The sequence below is a fragment of the Mycolicibacillus koreensis genome (assembly GCF_002104795.1).
GTDB lineage: Bacteria > Actinomycetota > Actinomycetes > Mycobacteriales > Mycobacteriaceae > Mycobacterium > Mycobacterium koreense.
The window spans coordinates 142,390-159,221 of the sequence record NZ_NCXO01000001.1 but is presented as its reverse complement, the minus strand read 5'-3'; the positions used below and the strand labels follow the sequence as shown (position 1 = coordinate 159,221).

General features: G+C 68.8%; 14 protein-coding genes and 1 pseudogene. 4 read left to right on the top strand and 11 right to left on the bottom strand.

Annotation, left to right across the window (positions count from 1 at the left end; translation table 11 throughout):
* Positions 1–15: 15 nt before the first annotated feature.
* From cydB to cydC, 3 genes and pseudogenes are all read left to right on the top strand, one after another.
* Positions 16–1,065, top strand: coding sequence for a cytochrome d ubiquinol oxidase subunit II (gene cydB / locus B8W67_RS00760; protein ID WP_085301794.1), 1,050 nt, complete (start codon positions 16–18; stop codon positions 1,063–1,065).
* A 50-nt stretch (positions 1,066–1,115) separates the two neighbouring features.
* Positions 1,116–2,720: a thiol reductant ABC exporter subunit CydD gene (gene cydD / locus B8W67_RS00755; RefSeq protein ID WP_069392313.1), complete on the top strand. Its 1,605-nt coding sequence runs from the start codon at positions 1,116–1,118 to the stop codon at positions 2,718–2,720.
* Positions 2,707–4,329, top strand: a pseudogene (gene cydC / locus B8W67_RS00750) (thiol reductant ABC exporter subunit CydC); the annotation flags it as partial. The gene cydD and the pseudogene cydC, both read left to right, overlap by 14 nt.
* 42 nt (positions 4,330–4,371) lie before the next feature.
* Here cydC and B8W67_RS21190 read toward each other — a convergent pair.
* The 8 genes from B8W67_RS21190 to B8W67_RS00710 form a co-directional block, all read right to left on the bottom strand.
* A complete protein-coding gene (locus B8W67_RS21190) occupies positions 4,372–5,241 on the bottom strand; it encodes an acyl-CoA thioesterase II (RefSeq protein ID WP_109470116.1) in 870 nt (289 codons plus the stop codon).
* Positions 5,241–6,659, bottom strand: a complete 1,419-nt coding sequence (pyk, locus tag B8W67_RS00740; protein WP_085301790.1) for a pyruvate kinase — start codon at positions 6,657–6,659, stop codon at positions 5,241–5,243. Before pyk ends, B8W67_RS21190 begins: the two co-directional genes overlap by 1 nt.
* Before the next feature lie 54 nt (positions 6,660–6,713).
* Positions 6,714–8,441: a prolipoprotein diacylglyceryl transferase gene (gene lgt / locus B8W67_RS00735; RefSeq protein ID WP_069392310.1), complete on the bottom strand. Its 1,728-nt coding sequence runs from the start codon at positions 8,439–8,441 to the stop codon at positions 6,714–6,716.
* Positions 8,441–9,238, bottom strand: coding sequence for a tryptophan synthase subunit alpha (gene trpA / locus B8W67_RS00730; protein ID WP_069392309.1), 798 nt, complete (start codon positions 9,236–9,238; stop codon positions 8,441–8,443). The genes lgt and trpA overlap by 1 nt, the downstream gene beginning before the upstream one ends.
* Positions 9,235–10,503, bottom strand: coding sequence for a tryptophan synthase subunit beta (gene trpB / locus B8W67_RS00725; RefSeq protein WP_069392308.1), 1,269 nt, complete (start codon positions 10,501–10,503; stop codon positions 9,235–9,237). The genes trpA and trpB overlap by 4 nt, the downstream gene beginning before the upstream one ends.
* A 7-nt stretch (positions 10,504–10,510) precedes the next feature.
* The gene (gene trpC, locus B8W67_RS00720; RefSeq protein WP_069392307.1) at positions 10,511–11,329 is read right to left on the bottom strand and encodes an indole-3-glycerol phosphate synthase TrpC; all 819 of its coding nucleotides are present in this window, start codon (positions 11,327–11,329) and stop codon (positions 10,511–10,513) included.
* Between the two features lie 70 nt (positions 11,330–11,399).
* Entirely contained in the window at positions 11,400–12,044 is a 645-nt protein-coding gene (locus B8W67_RS00715; RefSeq protein WP_069392367.1) for a TIGR02234 family membrane protein, read from the bottom strand.
* The gene (locus B8W67_RS00710) at positions 12,037–13,593 is read right to left on the bottom strand and encodes an anthranilate synthase component I (RefSeq protein WP_069392306.1); all 1,557 of its coding nucleotides are present in this window, start codon (positions 13,591–13,593) and stop codon (positions 12,037–12,039) included. Before B8W67_RS00710 ends, B8W67_RS00715 begins: the two co-directional genes overlap by 8 nt.
* Positions 13,594–13,635: 42 nt before the next feature.
* Here B8W67_RS00710 and B8W67_RS00705 point away from each other — a divergent pair, with 42 nt between their 5' ends.
* Positions 13,636–14,100, top strand: a complete 465-nt coding sequence (locus B8W67_RS00705; protein ID WP_069392305.1) for a peroxiredoxin — start codon at positions 13,636–13,638, stop codon at positions 14,098–14,100.
* Positions 14,101–14,106: 6 nt separating this feature from the next.
* Here B8W67_RS00705 and B8W67_RS00700 read toward each other — a convergent pair whose 3' ends face one another.
* The 3 genes from B8W67_RS00700 to hisF are packed head-to-tail and all read right to left on the bottom strand — an operon-like array spanning position 14,107 to position 16,831.
* Positions 14,107–15,624: an HNH endonuclease signature motif containing protein gene (locus B8W67_RS00700; RefSeq protein ID WP_069392304.1), complete on the bottom strand. Its 1,518-nt coding sequence runs from the start codon at positions 15,622–15,624 to the stop codon at positions 14,107–14,109.
* 51 nt (positions 15,625–15,675) lie between these two features.
* Positions 15,676–16,023: a phosphoribosyl-AMP cyclohydrolase gene (gene hisI / locus B8W67_RS00695; protein WP_069392303.1), complete on the bottom strand. Its 348-nt coding sequence runs from the start codon at positions 16,021–16,023 to the stop codon at positions 15,676–15,678.
* A gap of 10 nt (positions 16,024–16,033) precedes the next feature.
* Entirely contained in the window at positions 16,034–16,831 is a 798-nt protein-coding gene (hisF, locus tag B8W67_RS00690; RefSeq protein ID WP_069392302.1) for an imidazole glycerol phosphate synthase subunit HisF, read from the bottom strand.
* Position 16,832 lies beyond the last annotated feature (1 nt).

Genomic DNA, 16,832 nt, shown 5'->3' with positions numbered 1-16,832 from the left:
AGGGAGTCGATGACCATGGCGTTGCAGGAAGTGTGGTTCGTGCTGGTCGCCGTGCTGTTCCTGGGCTTCTTCCTGCTGGAGGGGTTCGACTTCGGTGTCGGCATGCTGATGGCGCCCTTCGGGTGGGTCGCCGACGGGCCGCCTGAAACCGCCGAGGCTCATCGGCGCGCCGCGCTCAACACCATCGGACCGGTCTGGGACGGCAACGAGGTGTGGCTGATCACCGCCGGCGGGGCCATGTTCGCGGCGTTTCCCGGCTGGTACGCCACCGTGTTCTCGGGGCTGTACCTTCCGCTGCTGGCGATTCTGGTCGGCATGATCGTGCGGGTCGTGGCCATCGAATGGCGCGGCAAGGTCGATGACCCCCGTTGGCGGCGCTGGGCGGACCTCGGCATCGCCGCCGGCTCCTGGTTGCCGGCGGTGCTGTGGGGGGTGGCGTTCGCGATGCTGGTGCGCGGCTTGCCCGTCGACGCCGAACACCAGATCCACCTGAGCCTCACCGACGTGTTCAACGTCTACACGCTGCTCGGCGGCGTGGCCACCGCGACGTTGTTCCTGTTCTACGGGGCGGTTTTCGTCGTCCTCAAGACCACCGGCGCCATCCGTGACGACGCCCTCCGCTTCGCCAGCGGACTGGCGTTTCCGGCGATCGCGGCGGTCGCCGGCTTCGGGGTGTGGACCCAGATCGCCCACGGCAAGGGATGGACCTGGGCGGTGCTGGCAGTTGCGGTCGCGGCGCTGGTGGGTGCGGTGGCGTTGGTGTGGCGTCGCATCGCCGACGGGTGGGCGTTCTTCGCCACCGCCGTGGTGGTCGCGGCGGTGGTCGTCCTGCTGTTCGGTGCGCTGTACCCGAACCTGGTGCCTTCCACCACCAACTCCGACTGGAGTCTGACGATCTACAACGCATCGTCGACGCCGTACACCCTCACGATCATGACCTGGGCCGCAGCGATCTTCGCCCCCTTGGTCATGGTGTACCAGGGCTGGACGTATTGGGTGTTCCGCCAACGCATCTCTGCTGAGCGGATCCCCGCGTCGACCGGGCTGACGAGGCATCCATCCTGAGGGCCGAGCGCGCCCCGGTCGACCCTCGGCTGTGGCGGGCCTCCGCGGCGATGCGAAGGTACCTGGTCGCCGCGGTCGCCTGCGGCGTCGTCATCTCCGGCTGCGCGATCGGCACAGCGGTTCTGCTGGCCCACATCGCCGCCGCGGTGATCACCGAACCGGCAGCGCGCAGCCTGTCGGCATGGGCGCCACTGCTGGTGGTTCTGGCCGGCCTGTGGACGGTACGTACCCTCACCCGGTGGCTGCAGGCCCGATTGGGACAACGCGGCGCCAGCGCTGTTATCGCCGAGTTGGCCGCGCAGGTCCTCGGCGCCGTCACAGCCCGGTCGCCACGCCGGGTCGCCGTCGAACGTGACGAGGCGATCACCATCGTCACCCACGGCCTCGACGGGCTGCGGCCGTATCTGACCGGTTACCTTCCCGCGCTGTTGCTGGCGGCGGTGCTCACCCCGGCCACCGTGGTGGTCATCGCCTGCTCCGATGGACAATCGGCACTGCTAGTGGCGTTGACCTTGCCGCTGATCCCGGTGTTCATGGTGTTGATCGGGGTGGCCACCGCCGACCGCTCCGCGGCCGCGCTGTCCACCCTGACCACCTTGCGGGCGCGGCTACTGGATCTGGTCGCCGGCATTCCGACCCTGCGTGCGCTGGGCCGGGCGAGCGAGCCCGAGGACCGCATCGCCGAGCTGTCGAACGCCCATCGGCACTCCACGATGGCCACCCTGCGGGTCGCGTTTCTCTCCGCCCTGGTGTTGGAGTTGCTGGCGGCGCTGTGTGTCGCCCTGATCGCGGTGAGCATCGGATTGCGGCTGGTGTTCGGTGAACTCAGCCTGACCACCGGCCTGACCGTGCTGCTGCTGGCGCCCGACGTGTACTGGCCGCTGCGACGCATCGGAGTGGAATTCCACGCCGCGCAGGACGGCAAAACCGCGGCGGCACGTGCTTTCGCCCTCATCGATGAACCCTCCGATCTGCCGGCCGGTGGCCAGCGGGAACCGGAGGATGCCGCGGTGATCCGCCTGCAGGACCTCACCGTGGCGAGTCGGGGTCGGGCCGCGCCGCATCGGGTGGCGGCGACCCTGCGCCCCGGCGAGATCACCGTGCTCACCGGGGCCAACGGGGCCGGAAAGAGCACCACCTTGCAGGTTCTCGCCGCCCTCACCGCTCCGACCGGCGGCCGAGTGTGGGTGGGCGACACGGAATTATCCGAGCTCGATTTGGCGTCGTGGTGGCGTCGGTTGGCCTGGTTGCCGCAACGCCCGGTGTTGGTGCCCGGCACTGTCGCGACCAACCTTTCTCTGTTCGGTGCGTTGCCCGACATCGACGGTGCCTGCGCGGCAAGTGGATTCGACCGGGTGCTGCATGATCTGCCCGAGGGGCTGCAGACTTGGATCGGCCGCGGCGGCGTGGGCCTGTCCCTCGGGCAACGTCAACGGCTGGGTCTGGCCCGTGCCCTCGGTTCCCCGGCCGGGCTGCTGTTGCTCGACGAGCCGACCGCGCACCTCGATGCGGCGACCGAGGAACGGGCGCTCGTCGCGATCGCCGACCGTGCCCGCGCGGGAGCGACGGTGGTCATCGCCGCACACCGTGACCCGGTGCTGGCGATCGGTGACCAGATCATCGAGGTGACGGAGGGGGCTCATGTCGCGCCCTGACCGCCACCGCGATCCCCTGTGCAGCGCCGTCGGACTGCTGCGTCCGCGGCTGCCCCGGTTGGCGTTGGCCATCGTGCTGGGGGCCGCGTCGCTGATTGCGGCACTCGGGTTGGCGGGGGTGTCGGCGTGGCTGATCACCCGGGCCTGGCAGATGCCGCCGATCCTGGACCTGTCGGTGGCGGTGGTGACCGTGCGGGCCTGCGCGATAGCCCGCGGTGTGCTGCACTATTGCGAGCGTCTGGCCAGCCACGACACGGCGCTGCGGGCCGCCGGGAGCGCCCGCGTGCAGCTGTATCGGCGCCTCGCCTACGGACCGGTCGAGATCACCACCGGTGTTCCCAGCGGCACGCTGGTGGCCCGCCTCGGCGCCGACGTCGACGCATTCGCCGAGGTGCTGGTGCGGGCGGTTCTACCGATCGCCGTGGGGGCGGTGCTGGCGGTCATCGCGGTCGGCGTCATCGCGGTCATCTCGGTGCCGGCCGCGGTGATGCTGGCCCTGGGGTTGCTCATCGCGGGCGTCATCGCCCCCTGGGTGGCGAGCCGTGCGGCCGGTTCGGCCGAAGAACTGGCCCGCCGCCACCACGGGGAGCGCGATGTGGCGGCGGTGACCGCCCTCGAGCACGCGGCCGAGTTGCGGATCAGTGGGCGGCTACCGGAGTTCATCACGCAATCGCAACGTCACCAACGGAACTGGGGTGCCGCGACCGATGCGGCTGCCGCTCCTGCCGCCTGGGCGGAGGCAATGCCGACCGCGGCCACCGCGGTCAGTGTGATCGCTGCTGTGGTGGCCGGCATCGCGATCGCTCCCGACGTGGCGCCCACCACGCTGGCGATCCTGATGCTGTTGCCGCTGTCGGCATTCGAGGCCACAACGGTCCTGCCGTCCGCGGCGATCCAACTCACCCGTTCCCGCATCGCCGCGCGCCACCTGCTCGCGGTGGCGCCTGAACTGGCGACGCCGGCACCGGTGCCCACCGTCGGACATCCGCGGGCATGCCCCACGGGCGACGTGCGTGCCGAACAGCTCGTTGTCGGACACCACCGCGCGCTGAACGAGCCGGTTACCCTTGACCTTTCCACCGGGACACGGCTGGCGGTGACCGGGCCCAGCGGTGCGGGCAAGACCACACTGCTGATGACGTTGGCCGGTCTTCTGGCACCACTTCGCGGCGGAGTGACCGTCGACGGCAGATCCATCGGCGAGTTCGCCGAGGACGAATTGCGCAGCCGCATCCTGTTCTTCGCCGAGGATGCGCATCTGTTCGCCACCACCGTGCGCGACAACCTGCTGGTCGCTCGCGGTGACAGCACCGATACGCAGATACTCGCGGCGCTCGACCGGGTCGGTCTGGGCGACTGGCTGGCCGGGTTGCCCAACGGTCTGGAAACCGTGCTCGACGGCGGTGCCGAGGCGCTCTCGGCGGGGCAGCGCCGGCGTGTGCTGTTGGCGCGCGCCATGCTGGTCCCGGCCGGGGTGATCTTGCTCGACGAGCCCACCGAGAATCTCGACGCCGCCGACAGTGACCGGCTCCTGACCGCCGTGCTCGACCCCGACGGCGGAGTATTCCACCCGGAGCAGACTGTGGTCGTCGCCACTCACCATCTGCCGGCGACAGCCGTTGTCCCGCAATGGCGTCTGCAGCCCGCTCGGTTACCGGGAGCGGCTGGGAAAGTGGCGCACCACACCTTCCTGCACGACCGTGGCCACGACCTGACCGGCGCGGTCGAAGAAGTGACCGGTGCCCAGCCCCCGCAGGTCGGTGGCCACCGGTGACGATGTCGAGTACAGCAGCCAATCATTGAATTGGATCGGCCGGTGAAACCACAACGAGTGGTTGGCGCTGGCGGCGAAGATCCGGTCGAAGCCCCAGGACAGTCCGTGGGTGGTGATGATCGAGTCCAGCACCGTGGTGTCCGAGCAGTACACCAACGCGGCGGTGTGCAGCACCGGGTCGTCGGGCATCGGCCCGTCCGCCCTGACCCACACGCGGTTGTACTCGAGCCGCTCACCTTTGTCCCGCATCACCCAGGCGGGGTCGTTGGTGTAACGCCATTCGATTGGCCGTAGCGCTTCGATGAACAGCGGCACCGTCTTCTCGTAGCCGACCAGCAGGTCGGTCACCGGTGGCAGTGTCTCCGGGGCGGCGACCTCCGGGGGTGTGATCCCGTGTTCGAGGCCGTCACCGCCGGCCAGATAGCAGATCAGCGTCGACGCCAGCAGCCTGCCGTCCTGGTAGGCGTCGACGCGGCGGTTGGCGAAGCGCCGCTCGTCGCGCAATCGAATTACCTGGAACTCGATGTCCTTGTCGATGTCGCCGCCGTTGATGAAATGCACCGACAGCGCACTGGGAGGCAGGTCGCGTTCCAAGGTGCGACTGCTGGCCACAAACGACTGGGCCATCAACTGACCCCCGAACGTGCGTGGCGGATTCTTACTCGGGTGGGTGCCGGTGAATCGGTCGGTGTCGATACGGGAGAGGTCGAGAAGCGTCAGCAGTTCGGCGAAGTCGCTGCTGGACACTAGACATCGTCCTCACCGATGCGGTGCACGTGGATCATGTTGGTCGAACCGACTGTGCCAGGCGGCGCGCCGGCGACGACGATGATCAGATCGCCCCGCTCGTAGCGGCCCAGCTCCAGCATCGCCTTGTCCACCTCGCGGATCATGTCGTCGGTGGAGTGACGCTCGGGCACGATGAACGTCTCGGTGCCCCATGTCATCGCCAACTGGCTGCGGATCTCCGGCAGCGAGGTGAACGCCAGCAGCGGCAGCGGTGAGTGCAGGCGCGCCAACCGGCGCACCGTGTCACCGGACTGCGTGAACGCCACCAGCGCCTTGGCGTTGAGGCGCTCCCCGATATCGCGGGCTGCGTAGCAGATGACACCCCGCTTGGTCCGGGGTAGATGCGCCAACGGCGGCACAGCGGTCGAATCCTCTTCCACCGCACGCAGGATCGAGCTCATGGTGCGCACTGCCGCCAGCGCGTGCTTGCCGACGGCGGTCTCCCCCGACAGCATCACCGCGTCGGTGCCGTCGAGAACCGCGTTGGCCACGTCGGAGGCCTCGGCGCGGGTGGGTCGGACATTCTCGATCATCGATTCGAGCATCTGGGTGGCCACGATCACCGGTCGGGCGTTCTCCCGCGCCATCTGGATCGCCCGCTTCTGGACCAGCGGCACCTCTTCCAGCGGCATTTCGACGCCGAGGTCGCCGCGGGCCACCATCACCGCGTCGAAGGCCAGGACGACCGCTTCCAGGTCTTCGATCGCTTCGGGTTTCTCCAGTTTCGCGATCACCGGGACACGTCGACCGACGCGGTCCATCACCTCGTGCACCCGTTCGACGTCGGAGGGCGACCGGACGAACGACAGGGCCACCATGTCGACCCCCAGGCCGAGGGCGAACTCCAGATCCTCAACGTCCTTGTCCGACAGTGCCGGCGCGGAGACATTCACCCCGGGCAGCGAGATGCCCTTGTGGTCACTGACTGGTCCACCGTCGACGACTCGGCAGACAACGTCGTTGCCGTCGACCTCGTCGACCACGAGGCCGACATTGCCGTCGTCGACCAGGACGCGGTCACCGGGCACCGCGTCGTTGGCCAGATCGGTGTAGGTGGTGGAAACCCGGTCGTGGGTGCCTGCGCACTCCTCGACGGTGATACGAACGATCTCCCCTTCAGACCAATAGACCGACCCGGCGGTGAACTTTCCCAGCCGGATCTTGGGGCCCTGCAAGTCGGCGAGCACGCCGACGGCCCGGCCGGTGGCGTCCGAGGCGATCCGCACCCGCTCGTAGGCGAGCTTGTGGTCGGCGTGCTCACCGTGGCTGAAGTTCAGTCGCGCGACATCCATCCCGGCTTCGACCAGGGCTTTTACCATCTCGCCGCTGCTGGTTGCTGGACCGAGCGTGCAGACAATCTTTCCGCGTCGTGTCACGAGGCCAGCATAGTCGTGCGGGTCGGTTCGCCGCGCGGCGCACCATTGCCCCCGCTACTCCGACGCGTTGGGAGTCTCCTCGTCGGTGTCCTCATCCGTGGTGTCGTCAGCGTCCTCGTCGGTGGCATCGGGGCTGGTGGCGTCGCCGGTCTCGGCGTCCGAGTCCTCGTTTTCGGCGCCGTCAGTTTCGACCTCATCCGTGGTTTCCTCGCCGTCTTGCGAGGGCTCGTCTACCTCGTCTTCGTCGGCGGTGTCGGTGGTTTCGTCATTGGCCGTGTCGTCGGTGACCGCGCCGTCGGATTCAGGCTCGTCGGTGGCGTCTGCCTCGACGCTGGCCTCGTCGTCGGTGTCGCTGACGGTGTCGGTGGTTTCTTCGTCGTCTTGGGGTGCGGTCTCGTCGTCGGTGTCGTCGAGTTCGGGGGCCTCGTCTGCCTCGTCGTCGGTGACGGTGTCGTCGGATTCAGGTTCGTCGTTTGAGTCTGCCTCGTCGCTGGGCTCGACGTCGGCGGGTTCCTCGCCGTCTTGTGGTGAGGTCTCCTCGTCGGTGTCGTCGGGCTCAGCCTCGATGGCGACGTCGGCCTCGTCGCTGGTTTCGTCGGCGGTGTCGCCGGCAGTGTCGGAGGTTTCGTCCTCTGCGACGTCGGCCTCAGCCTCGTCCGACTCGTCTTCGGTGACGGTCTCGTTTGCGGTGTCGGCGGATTCGCTGTCGCTGTCGGTTTCCTCGCCGTCCTGAGGCGAGGTCTCGTCGGCGCCGATCGCCTCGTCTCCGGAATCGCTCTCGGCATCAGTGGTCACGGAGTCCGGGAGCGGAGCCTTCTCTTCGGCGGATGTGTCCGTGGTGGCGACGGTGGCGCCAGCCGCGCCAGTGGCAGCTGTGGCGGCCACTGCGGCGGTGCCATCCGTGCCCGCCTCGACATCTGTGCCACCCAGCGACGCCGGATCCTCACGTCCCCTGGTGGCCAGGACGATGTAGACCACCGCCCCGATGAACACCAAAGCGGACGTGAACGAGTTGACACGGATGTCGGCAATCGGCATCGAGGCGTGGTCTGAACGCAACAACTCGACCCAGAATCGACCCAGACAGTAGCCCGCAACATATAAGGCGAACAGCCGCCCGTGGCCGATTCGGAAGCGGCGGTCGACGACGATCAACATCACGAAAACCGCGAGATTCCACAGCAGTTCGTACAGGAACGTCGGATGCACCACCGCGCAGACTTCTCCGGTGGAGACCCCGTCGAACGGCTGTACTCCCACACAGCCGTGAGGGCCGCGGTTGAAGATCTCCAATCCCCACGGCACGTCGGTCTCGCGTCCGTACAACTCCTGGTTGAAGTAGTTGCCGATCCGACCGATCGCCTGCGCCAGAATGATTCCCGGGGCGATCGCGTCACCGAACGCGGGCAACGGGATGCCGCGACGGCGGCAGGCGATCCATGCGCCGACACCGCCGAGGGCTACGGCACCCCAGATTCCGAGACCACCGTCCCAGATTCGCCACATGCCGGCCCACCCGGGGCCGCCGGGCTCGAGATAGCTGCGCCAATCGGTCATCAGGTGATACAGCCGACCGCCCACCAGACCGAACGGGACCGCCCACAAGGCGATGTCGTAGATGACCCCGCGCTGCCCACCGCGCGCCACCCATCGTCGGTCCCCGAGCCACAGGGCGACCAAGATGCCCGCCACGATGCAAAGCGCGTAGGCACGAATCGGAATGGGGCCGAGATACCACACGCCGCGCGACGGGCTGGGAAGGAAGGTCATCAGATCCGTCATCATGGTGCTGCCGTCCTTTGCCGAACCCCGGCGGCCAATTCGGTCGTCAGCCCGCGCAGAGCCGTCACGCTCTCGCTGAGCGCTGTGACCAATGCTGAGCCGACGATGACTCCATCTGCGTATGCACCGATCTCGGCGGCCTGTTCGCGTGAACGCACGCCCAGTCCGACACCGACCGGGATGTCAGAGACCTCGCGGACTCGACTCACCAGTTCCGGCGCCGCATCGGACACCGCGTCACGCGCGCCCGTGACCCCCATGGTGGACGCTGCGTAGACGAAACCTCGGGTTGCTTCGACCGTGGTGGCCAACCGCTGTGGCGTCGATGACGGCGCCACCAGAAAGATCCGATCCAACCCGTGGGCATCGGAGGCCGCCATCCAATCGTCGGCCTCGTCGACGATGAGGTCCGGGGTGATCAAGCCGTCACCTCCGGCGGCGGCCAGATCGCGGGCGAACGCGTCGACGCCGTAGCGCAGCACCAGATTCCAGTAGGTCATCACCACCGCCCGACCGCCGGCGTTGCTGATCGCCTCCACTGCCGCCAGCGTGTCACGCACTCGAACCCCTCCGGCCAACGCCGTCGAGGTGGCTGCGGCGATCGTCGGTCCGTCCATGCCAGGATCCGAATACGGAACACCGACTTCGACGATGTCGCAACCGGATTCAACCAGCGTGGTCATCGCGGTGATCGAGGTCGGCACGTCCGGGAAGCCTGTCGGCAGGTACCCGATCAGCGCCGAACGGCTCTCGCTGCGGCAAGTCTCGAAGAGTCCGGCCAGCCTGCTTTCGGTCATTCCTGCTCCGCGCTCTCGTCGAGCAACCCGAACCAACGAGCGGCGGTCTCGACGTCCTTGTCGCCCCGGCCGGAGAGGTTCACCACGATGACCGAACCGCGACCCAGTTCCTTGCCCAATTGCAGTGCGCCGGCGACCGCGTGCGCCGATTCGATCGCCGGGATGATGCCCTCGGTGCGGCAGAGCAGTCGGAATGCCTCCATCGCCTCGGTGTCGGTGATCGGGCGGTACTCGGCACGGCCGAGGTCGCGCAACTGGGCGTGCTCAGGTCCCACGCCCGGATAGTCCAATCCCGCTGAGACCGAGTGTGACTCGATGGTCTGACCGTCCTCGTCCTGCAGCAGATAGGAGAACGAGCCGTGGAAGGCCCCGGGGGTGCCGCCGGCGAACGTGGCGGCGTGGCGGCCGGTCTCGACACCGTCGCCCGCGGCTTCGTATCCGATCAGCCGCACCGCCGGGTCATCGATGAACGCGTGGAAGATGCCGATGGCGTTGGAGCCGCCGCCGACGCAGGCGGTCACCGCGTCGGGCAGGCGGCCCGCCTGGTCCTGGATCTGCACCCGGGTCTCCAGCCCGATGATCCGCTGGAAGTCGCGCACCATGGCTGGGAACGGGTGTGGTCCGGCCGCGGTGCCGAAACAGTAGTAGGTGCCGTCGGCGTTGGTGACCCAGTCCCGAAACGCCTCGTTGATAGCGTCTTTGAGGGTCTTGGAACCGGCCTCGACCGCGATGACCTCTGCACCGAGCAACCGCATCCGCGCGACGTTGAGCGCCTGGCGCGCGGTATCGACCGCGCCCATGTACACCCGGCATTGCAGTCCCAGCAGTGCACAGGCGGTGGCGGTGGCAACCCCGTGCTGGCCGGCACCGGTCTCGGCGATGACCCGGGTCTTCCCCATGTGCTTGGCGAGCAACGCATGCCCGAGCACATTGTTGATCTTGTGGGATCCGGTGTGGTTGAGGTCTTCCCGTTTGAGGAAGATGCGCGCTCCCCCAGCGTGTTCACTGAGGCGTTCGGCCTCATACAACGGTGAGGGGCGACCCGTGTAGTGGACCTGCAACCGGTCGAGGGTGTCGAGGAACTCCTGGTCGGTGCGCACCTTGTCGTAGGCGGCGGTGACCTCCTCGATCACCCCCATCAAGGCTTCGGCGACGAAACGCCCGCCGTAGACGCCGAAGTGGCCGCCGACGTCCGGGTCGTGCGCGGTCGGTTCGGCGACGGCGGCACTGGGGCGGGGCAGGTCGGGGCCCGACGAACGTGCCATCAGCGGGTCAGCGGGCCGGCTTCGGGCAGGACGGGTGGGTTCCGGCGGTGACCAGGTCAGCGACCGCGACGCGCGGGTCCTCACTGGTGACCACGCCCTCCCCCACGAGCACGGCGTCGGCGCCGGCACCGGCGTAGGCGAGCAGGTCGGCCGGTCCGCGCACCCCGGACTCGGCGACCCGGATAACGTTGCTGGGTAGGCCCGGGGCGATGCGGGCGAAGCAGTCCCGGTCCACCTCCAGGGTCTTGAGGTTGCGGGCGTTGACGCCGATGACCTTCGCCTCGGCCTGCAGCGCACGGTCGGCTTCCTCTTCGGTGTGGACCTCCACCAGAGCGGTCATGCCCAACGATTCGGTGCGCTCCAACAGTGACACGAGGGCGGGCTGCTCCAACGCCGCCACGATGAGCAACAACATGTCCGCACCGTGGGCGCGGGCCTCGTGAATCTGATACGGCCGTACAATAAAGTCTTTGCGCAGCACCGGGATCGACACGGCCGCGCGCACCGCGTCCAGATCGTCGAGGGAACCGCCGAACCGTCGCTGCTCGGTCAACACGCTGATCACTCGGGCACCACCGGCCTCATAGGCGCGGGCCAGCTCCGCGGGGTCACCGATCGAGGCCAACTCCCCTTTGGACGGGCTGGCCCGTTTCACCTCGGCGATCACCCCGATGCCGGGTTCGCGCAGCGCCGCCATCACGTCATGCGGCGGCGGGACCGACTCGGCGGTGGCCTTGATCTCTTCCAGCGGGATCCGGGCCTCCCGAGCGGCGACGTCAGCACGGACTCCCTCGATGATGGAGTCGAGCACAGTAGCCGAACTCATGGCCGTCGGTTCCTTCCCCACATACCGAATGGTGCACCTCGAAGGGTAGCCGTCGGTACCGTGTCGACGCTCACCGGCCCTCGCCCCGGCCCTCGGCATCGGTGGGGTCACGTCCCTCGTCGAGGGCATCCCAGATCATTCGCTCCGACATCTTTGCGACATCGCCGGCCGATCCGGTGGCCTGGGCCTGCGAGCGTCGGGTGCCGGGCGCGACGTACTTCGCGGTCGCATCCCGATGCGTGGCGGCACGCATCAACAGCGCCGCCGCCACCAGGGTCGCCACCGCCACCGCCAGCGCGACGGCGGCACCGGTGAAGTGCCGTTCGGTGCCGCTGGTCAGCGACTGCACCGGGATATCGGCCAACTCGGCGGCCCGTGCCGCCACGTCGCCGCCGGCCCACTGGCCGACGGCCAGATATCCGGTGGCCAGGCTCGCCCCGGCGACCAACAGCGCCAACAGTCGCAGCGGCCAGCCCCGCACCGCCACGGTGGCCACCGAAGCGGCCACCAGCACCACCGCCAACGCCACCAGACCCGACGACCAGGTCGCCCCGTCGACGGTGGTGCTGGTCGGCAGCCCGAGCCCGTCGGCGGAGTGGATCGTCACCCACGGCAGCCGCGAGGCGGCCCACAGGCCCCCGGCCCCGACCAGTAGCAACAGCTGGGCGATCCGCAGCGGCATCTGGGTGTGGCGGCGGGCCGGCGGCTCAGCCATCCCGGCCACCGGCTGGACGGGTGAGGGTCTCCGCAGCGGCGATGGCGCCGAGCACCGCGCGGGCCTTGTTGGTGGCCTCGGTGAACTCGTAGGGGCCGTTGGAATCGGCCACCACGCCGCCGCCGGCCTGCACATAGGCGGTGCCGTCGCGCATCAACGCGGTGCGGATGGCGATCGCGAAGTCGGCGTTGCCGGCGAAGTCGAGGTAGCCCACCACACCGCCGTAGAGGCCGCGGCGGGTTTTCTCGACCTCTTCGATCAGCTCCATCGCGCGCACCTTCGGCGCTCCCGATAGCGTGCCGGCCGGGAAGCAGGCGGTCACCGCGTCCAGCGCGGTCCGGCCCTCGGCCAGCAGGCCGGTCACGGTGGATACCAGGTGCATGACGTGGCTGTAGCGCTCGATGTGGCTGTAGTCCTCCACCCGGACACTGCCCGGCACGCACACCCGCCCCAGGTCGTTGCGGCCCAGGTCGACCAGCATCAGATGCTCGGCACGCTCCTTCTGGTCGGCCAACAACTCCTTTCCGAGCAGCTGATCTTCCTCGTCTGTCTGGCCGCGCCAGCGGGTGCCGGCGATGGGATGGGTGGTCGCCCGCCCGTCGGAGACGGTGACCAGCGCTTCCGGGCTGGAGCCGACGATCGAGAACGCCACCTCGCCGTGCCCGTCGGGCACCTGCAGCAGGTACATGTACGGGCTGGGGTTGGAGACCCGCAGCATCCGGTAGACGTCGATCGGGTCGACGGCGGTGTCGATCTCGAACCGTTGTGACGGCACCACCTGGAAGGCTTCCCCGGCCGCGATCTCACCGACCAACCGGTCGACGATCTGGCTGTATTCGGCTTCGGTGCGCTGGGCGCGGTACTGCGGCTGGGGGCGGGTGAACGTGGCGACCGTGGACGGCAGCGGCTGGCCCAACGCGGCGGTCATCACGTCGAGGCGGGCGATGGCGTCGTCGTAGGCCTCGTCGACCCGATCGGCGGTGCCGTCCCAGTTCACCGCGTTGGCGATCAGCGTGATCGTGCCCTCGTGGTGGTCGACGGCGGCCATGTCGGTGGCCAACAGCAGCAGCATGTCGGGCAGACCCAGGTCATCGACGGTCCGCTCCGGGAGCCGCTCCAAGCGGCGCACCAGGTCGTAGGTGAAAAAACCGACCATCCCGCCCGACAGCGGCGGCAACTCCTGCAGGGTCTCGGTGGCCAGCACCTCCAACGTGGCGGCCAGCACCTGCAGCGGGTCCCCGCCGGTGGGTGCGCCCTGCGGTGCGGCGCCGAGCCAGATCGCGGCACCGTCGCGCACGGTCAACGCCGTGGGGGCACCGGCACCGATGAATGACCATCGTGACCAGGACCGGCCGTTCTCGGCGGACTCCAGCAGGAAGGTGCCCGGACGCCCCGCGCCGAGCTTGCGGTAGGCCGACAACGGGGTCTCGGCGTCGGCGAGCACCTTGCGGGTCACCGCCACCACCCGGTGGTCGGCGGCAAGCGCGCGGAAGGCCTCGCGAGACAGCGTGGCCTGCGGGTCGTCGGTGTCGGTCTGCACGCGGTTCATCCTCCCAGACGCGCCGTGGCGGTCCGGCGTAGCGTGGCGGCCATGAAACCTGGTGACACGGTGGCCGACTTCGAATTGCCCGATCAGACCGGCACCCCGCGTCGGCTCAGCGCCCTGCTGGCCGACGGGCCGGTGGTGTTGTTCTTCTACCCCGCGGCGATGACTCCGGGATGCACCAAGGAGGCCTGCCATTTCCGCAACCTGACCGACGAGTTCGCCGCCGTCGGCGCCCAGCGGGTCGGAATCAGCGCGGACCCGGTGGCCAAGCAGGCGAAGTTCGCCGAGAAGTACACCTTCGACTACCCGCTGCTGTCCGACACCGATGGCGCCGTCGCCGCGGAGTTCGGGGTGAAGCGGGGGCTGTTGGGCAAGCTGCTGCCGGTCAAACGCACCACGTTCGTCATCGACACCGACCAGCGGGTGCTCGAGGTGATCTCCAGCGAATTCAGCATGGAGACCCACGCCGACAAGGCGCTGGAGGTGTTGCGGGGTCGCGGTGCGGCGTAGGCGCCGTTAAAACGGTGGCGGGCGGTTGCGCTCGGCCACATGCTCGGCGTTGAGGACGCGTTCGGCGTGGATGCGGCGGGCCCGGTCGGTGGCTCGGGTGCAGCGGCGGGTCGGCATCATCGCCGAGCGTTGCGGCGTGGGCGGCTCGCGACCAGGTGTGCGCGGTGGCACGGGGGCGGTCGGCTGGCACAGCGTGGGAAACAGGATGCTGCTACCCGGGTGTGTGGTGTGACGCTGCCCGGTAGGGGCGGTCCAGATGACGGTGCCGTCGGGACGTTGCTCGTCGTGCCAGGCGGTCCAGAAAGTTTTCAACAGGTGATGTTTGCGGCAAACAAGTTTCAGGTTGGACGCGCAGGTCGGCCCGCCGTCGCCGTAGGGGATGGTGTGGTCGATGTCGCAGAACTGGGCGGGCCGGTCACAGTTGGGGAAACGGCAGGTCAGATCGCGACAGCGGACGAACTCGGCGAGTGCCGCCGAGGGACGGTAACCGGGCTCGGGGGCGCTGGCACCGGGATGGCGGATGGTGCGGATGGCGGCGCCTTGGGCGACGAGTTCAGCCAGCAGGGGGTTGGGCAGCACCTCCCCGCCGATCAGCAGCGGCGGCTTGGCCGCTGGCCGAACGAGCTGTGAGGTGACCGGGGCCAACCCTTCCCCGGACAGTTCGGTGTCCGCGGGCGCAGCGAGGGATTCCTTGTCGGCGACGACGTGGATGACGACCGCCGAGGCTCCCCGGCCCGCATCGGTTGCGGCCGGGCAATCCGCGTTCCCGCACGTACAGGCCAGGTGTTTCCCACCGGCGGCGAGCACGCCGAGCGCGTCGGCACGGCGCTGGGCGATGGTCCGCGGGTCGGCGTCGCAGAGCTCGCGGGCCATCGCGGTCAGCCGTTGGTCGAGAACGCTGGCGTCGGTGCTGTAGAGGCGACCCCAGAACGCGGTGATTCCCGGAGAGTTCTCCGCTTCGCTGTCGAAGACGACTTCACGACTCCGGGTGTCGTTGCGGGTGCGCCGCAGCGCCCCCGGGTCGTGGTAGTCGACGATCGCGTCGATGGCCGCGGTGGCCTTGTTCAACGACAGACGCCCGTAGCGCCGCAGGTTCCGGGTGAGATCGCGGTCCACCTTCGCCAGGACCGATGCGTTTTCGATCAGCCCGGTGCGCCACACGACCAGGCTCACCATCCGGGCGCTGATCTTTCCTTCGGCGAACATGGCTGCCACCAGCGGAAACCGTTCCCGTAGGGCCGCGCCGAGGTGCATCTGCCCCGAGGCGATGCCATGGCTGACCCCCATCGCGGCGGCCACCTCGGCGGCCATCGAATCCCAGTTGTCGCACGACCACCGCTGGCATTCCACCGGCCCGTTCGCGCGGCGTCGCACGAACTCCGCGATCGCGGCCAGCCGGCGCGCCGCGGTCGCCGCCTCCGCTCGGGTCCACCCGCTGATCGCGGCGGCCAGGGCAGCGTCATCGATTTCGGTGAAATCGGCGAGATCGGCGAGATCCGCGAGATCCGCGATGGTATCGAACATGCTTTCGCATTGTAGGGAGGGGGTCCGACATTGACCTGGCGGCGCGGCGCGCTACTCCGGCCCCAGCAGAAGATCAGCGTCGAAACAGCTGTGATCCCCGGTGTGGCAGGCCCCGCCGACCTGGTCGACCTCCAGCAGCACAGCGTCGCCGTCGCAGTCCAGGCGCACCGAGACGACGTGTTGGGTGTGCCCGGAGGTGGCGCCTTTGATCCACTGCTCGCCGCGTGAGCGGGAGAAGTAGGTGGCCTCGCGGGTGGCCAGCGTGCGCGCCAGCGCCGCGTCGTCCATCCAGGCGACCATCAGGACATCTCCGGTGCCACGCTCGGTCACCACCGCGGTGAACAATCCGTCCGCGTTGCGTTTGAGTCGGGCCGCGATCGCCGGATCCAGGGCGCTCATCGTGGCTCGCTCATCGCACGATGATCCCCTCGTCGGCCATCGCCGCCTTCACCTGCCCGATGGTTAGCTCACCGAAGTGGAAGACGCTGGCCGCGAGCACCGCGTCGGCGCCGGCGAACACCGCGGGGGCGAAATGCTCTGGCGCGCCGGCCCCGCCGCTGGCGATCACCGGAACCGCTACCGCCGCGCGCACCGCACGCAGCATCGGCAGGTCGAAGCCGGCCTTGGTGCCGTCGGCGTCCATCGAGTTGAGCAGGATCTCCCCCACTCCCAACTCGGCACCGCGCACCGCCCACTCCACGGCATCGATGCCGGTGCCTCGGCGCCCGCCGTGGGTGGTGACCTCCCAGCCCGACGCAGTAGGGTCCTGTCCGTCCGGCACGCTGCGCGCATCAACCGACAACACGATGCACTGCGACCCGAACTGGGCGGCCAGCTCGCCCAGCAACTCCGGGCGTGCGATGGCGGCGGTGTTCACCGACACCTTGTCCGCCCCGGCGCGCAGAAGCGCATCGACATCGGCGACGCTGCGGACCCCGCCGCCCACGGTCAGCGGGATGAACACCTGCTCGGCGGTGTGGCGCACCACGTCGAGCATCGTGGCCCGGCCCGACGACGACGCGGTGACGTCGAGGAACGTCAGTTCGTCGGCACCCTCGGTGTCGTAACGGGCGGCCAGCTCCACCGGGTCGCCGGCGTCACGCAGGTTCTCGAAGTTGACGCCCTTGACCACCCGTCCGTCATCGACGTCCAGGCACGGAATGACCCGCACCGCAACATCATTGACCTTCACTTCCGGTGACCCCATC

Coding starts and splice junctions, on each gene's coding strand:
- hisF (WP_069392302.1), bottom strand. CDS start 16,831: ATGGGGTCACCGGAAGTGAAGGTCAATGATGTTGCGGTGCGGGTCATT.
- cydB (WP_085301794.1), top strand. CDS start 16: ATGGCGTTGCAGGAAGTGTGGTTCGTGCTGGTCGCCGTGCTGTTCCTG.
- trpC (WP_069392307.1), bottom strand. CDS start 11,329: ATGAGTTCGGCTACTGTGCTCGACTCCATCATCGAGGGAGTCCGTGCT.
- trpB (WP_069392308.1), bottom strand. CDS start 10,503: ATGGCACGTTCGTCGGGCCCCGACCTGCCCCGCCCCAGTGCCGCCGTC.
- hisI (WP_069392303.1), bottom strand. CDS start 16,023: ATGAGCGCCCTGGATCCGGCGATCGCGGCCCGACTCAAACGCAACGCG.
- B8W67_RS00710 (WP_069392306.1), bottom strand. CDS start 13,593: ATGAACCGCGTGCAGACCGACACCGACGACCCGCAGGCCACGCTGTCT.
- lgt (WP_069392310.1), bottom strand. CDS start 8,441: ATGACGGATCTGATGACCTTCCTTCCCAGCCCGTCGCGCGGCGTGTGG.
- cydD (WP_069392313.1), top strand. CDS start 1,116: ATGCGAAGGTACCTGGTCGCCGCGGTCGCCTGCGGCGTCGTCATCTCC.
- B8W67_RS00700 (WP_069392304.1), bottom strand. CDS start 15,624: ATGTTCGATACCATCGCGGATCTCGCGGATCTCGCCGATCTCGCCGAT.
- trpA (WP_069392309.1), bottom strand. CDS start 9,238: ATGACCGAAAGCAGGCTGGCCGGACTCTTCGAGACTTGCCGCAGCGAG.
- B8W67_RS00715 (WP_069392367.1), bottom strand. CDS start 12,044: ATGGCTGAGCCGCCGGCCCGCCGCCACACCCAGATGCCGCTGCGGATC.
- B8W67_RS00705 (WP_069392305.1), top strand. CDS start 13,636: ATGAAACCTGGTGACACGGTGGCCGACTTCGAATTGCCCGATCAGACC.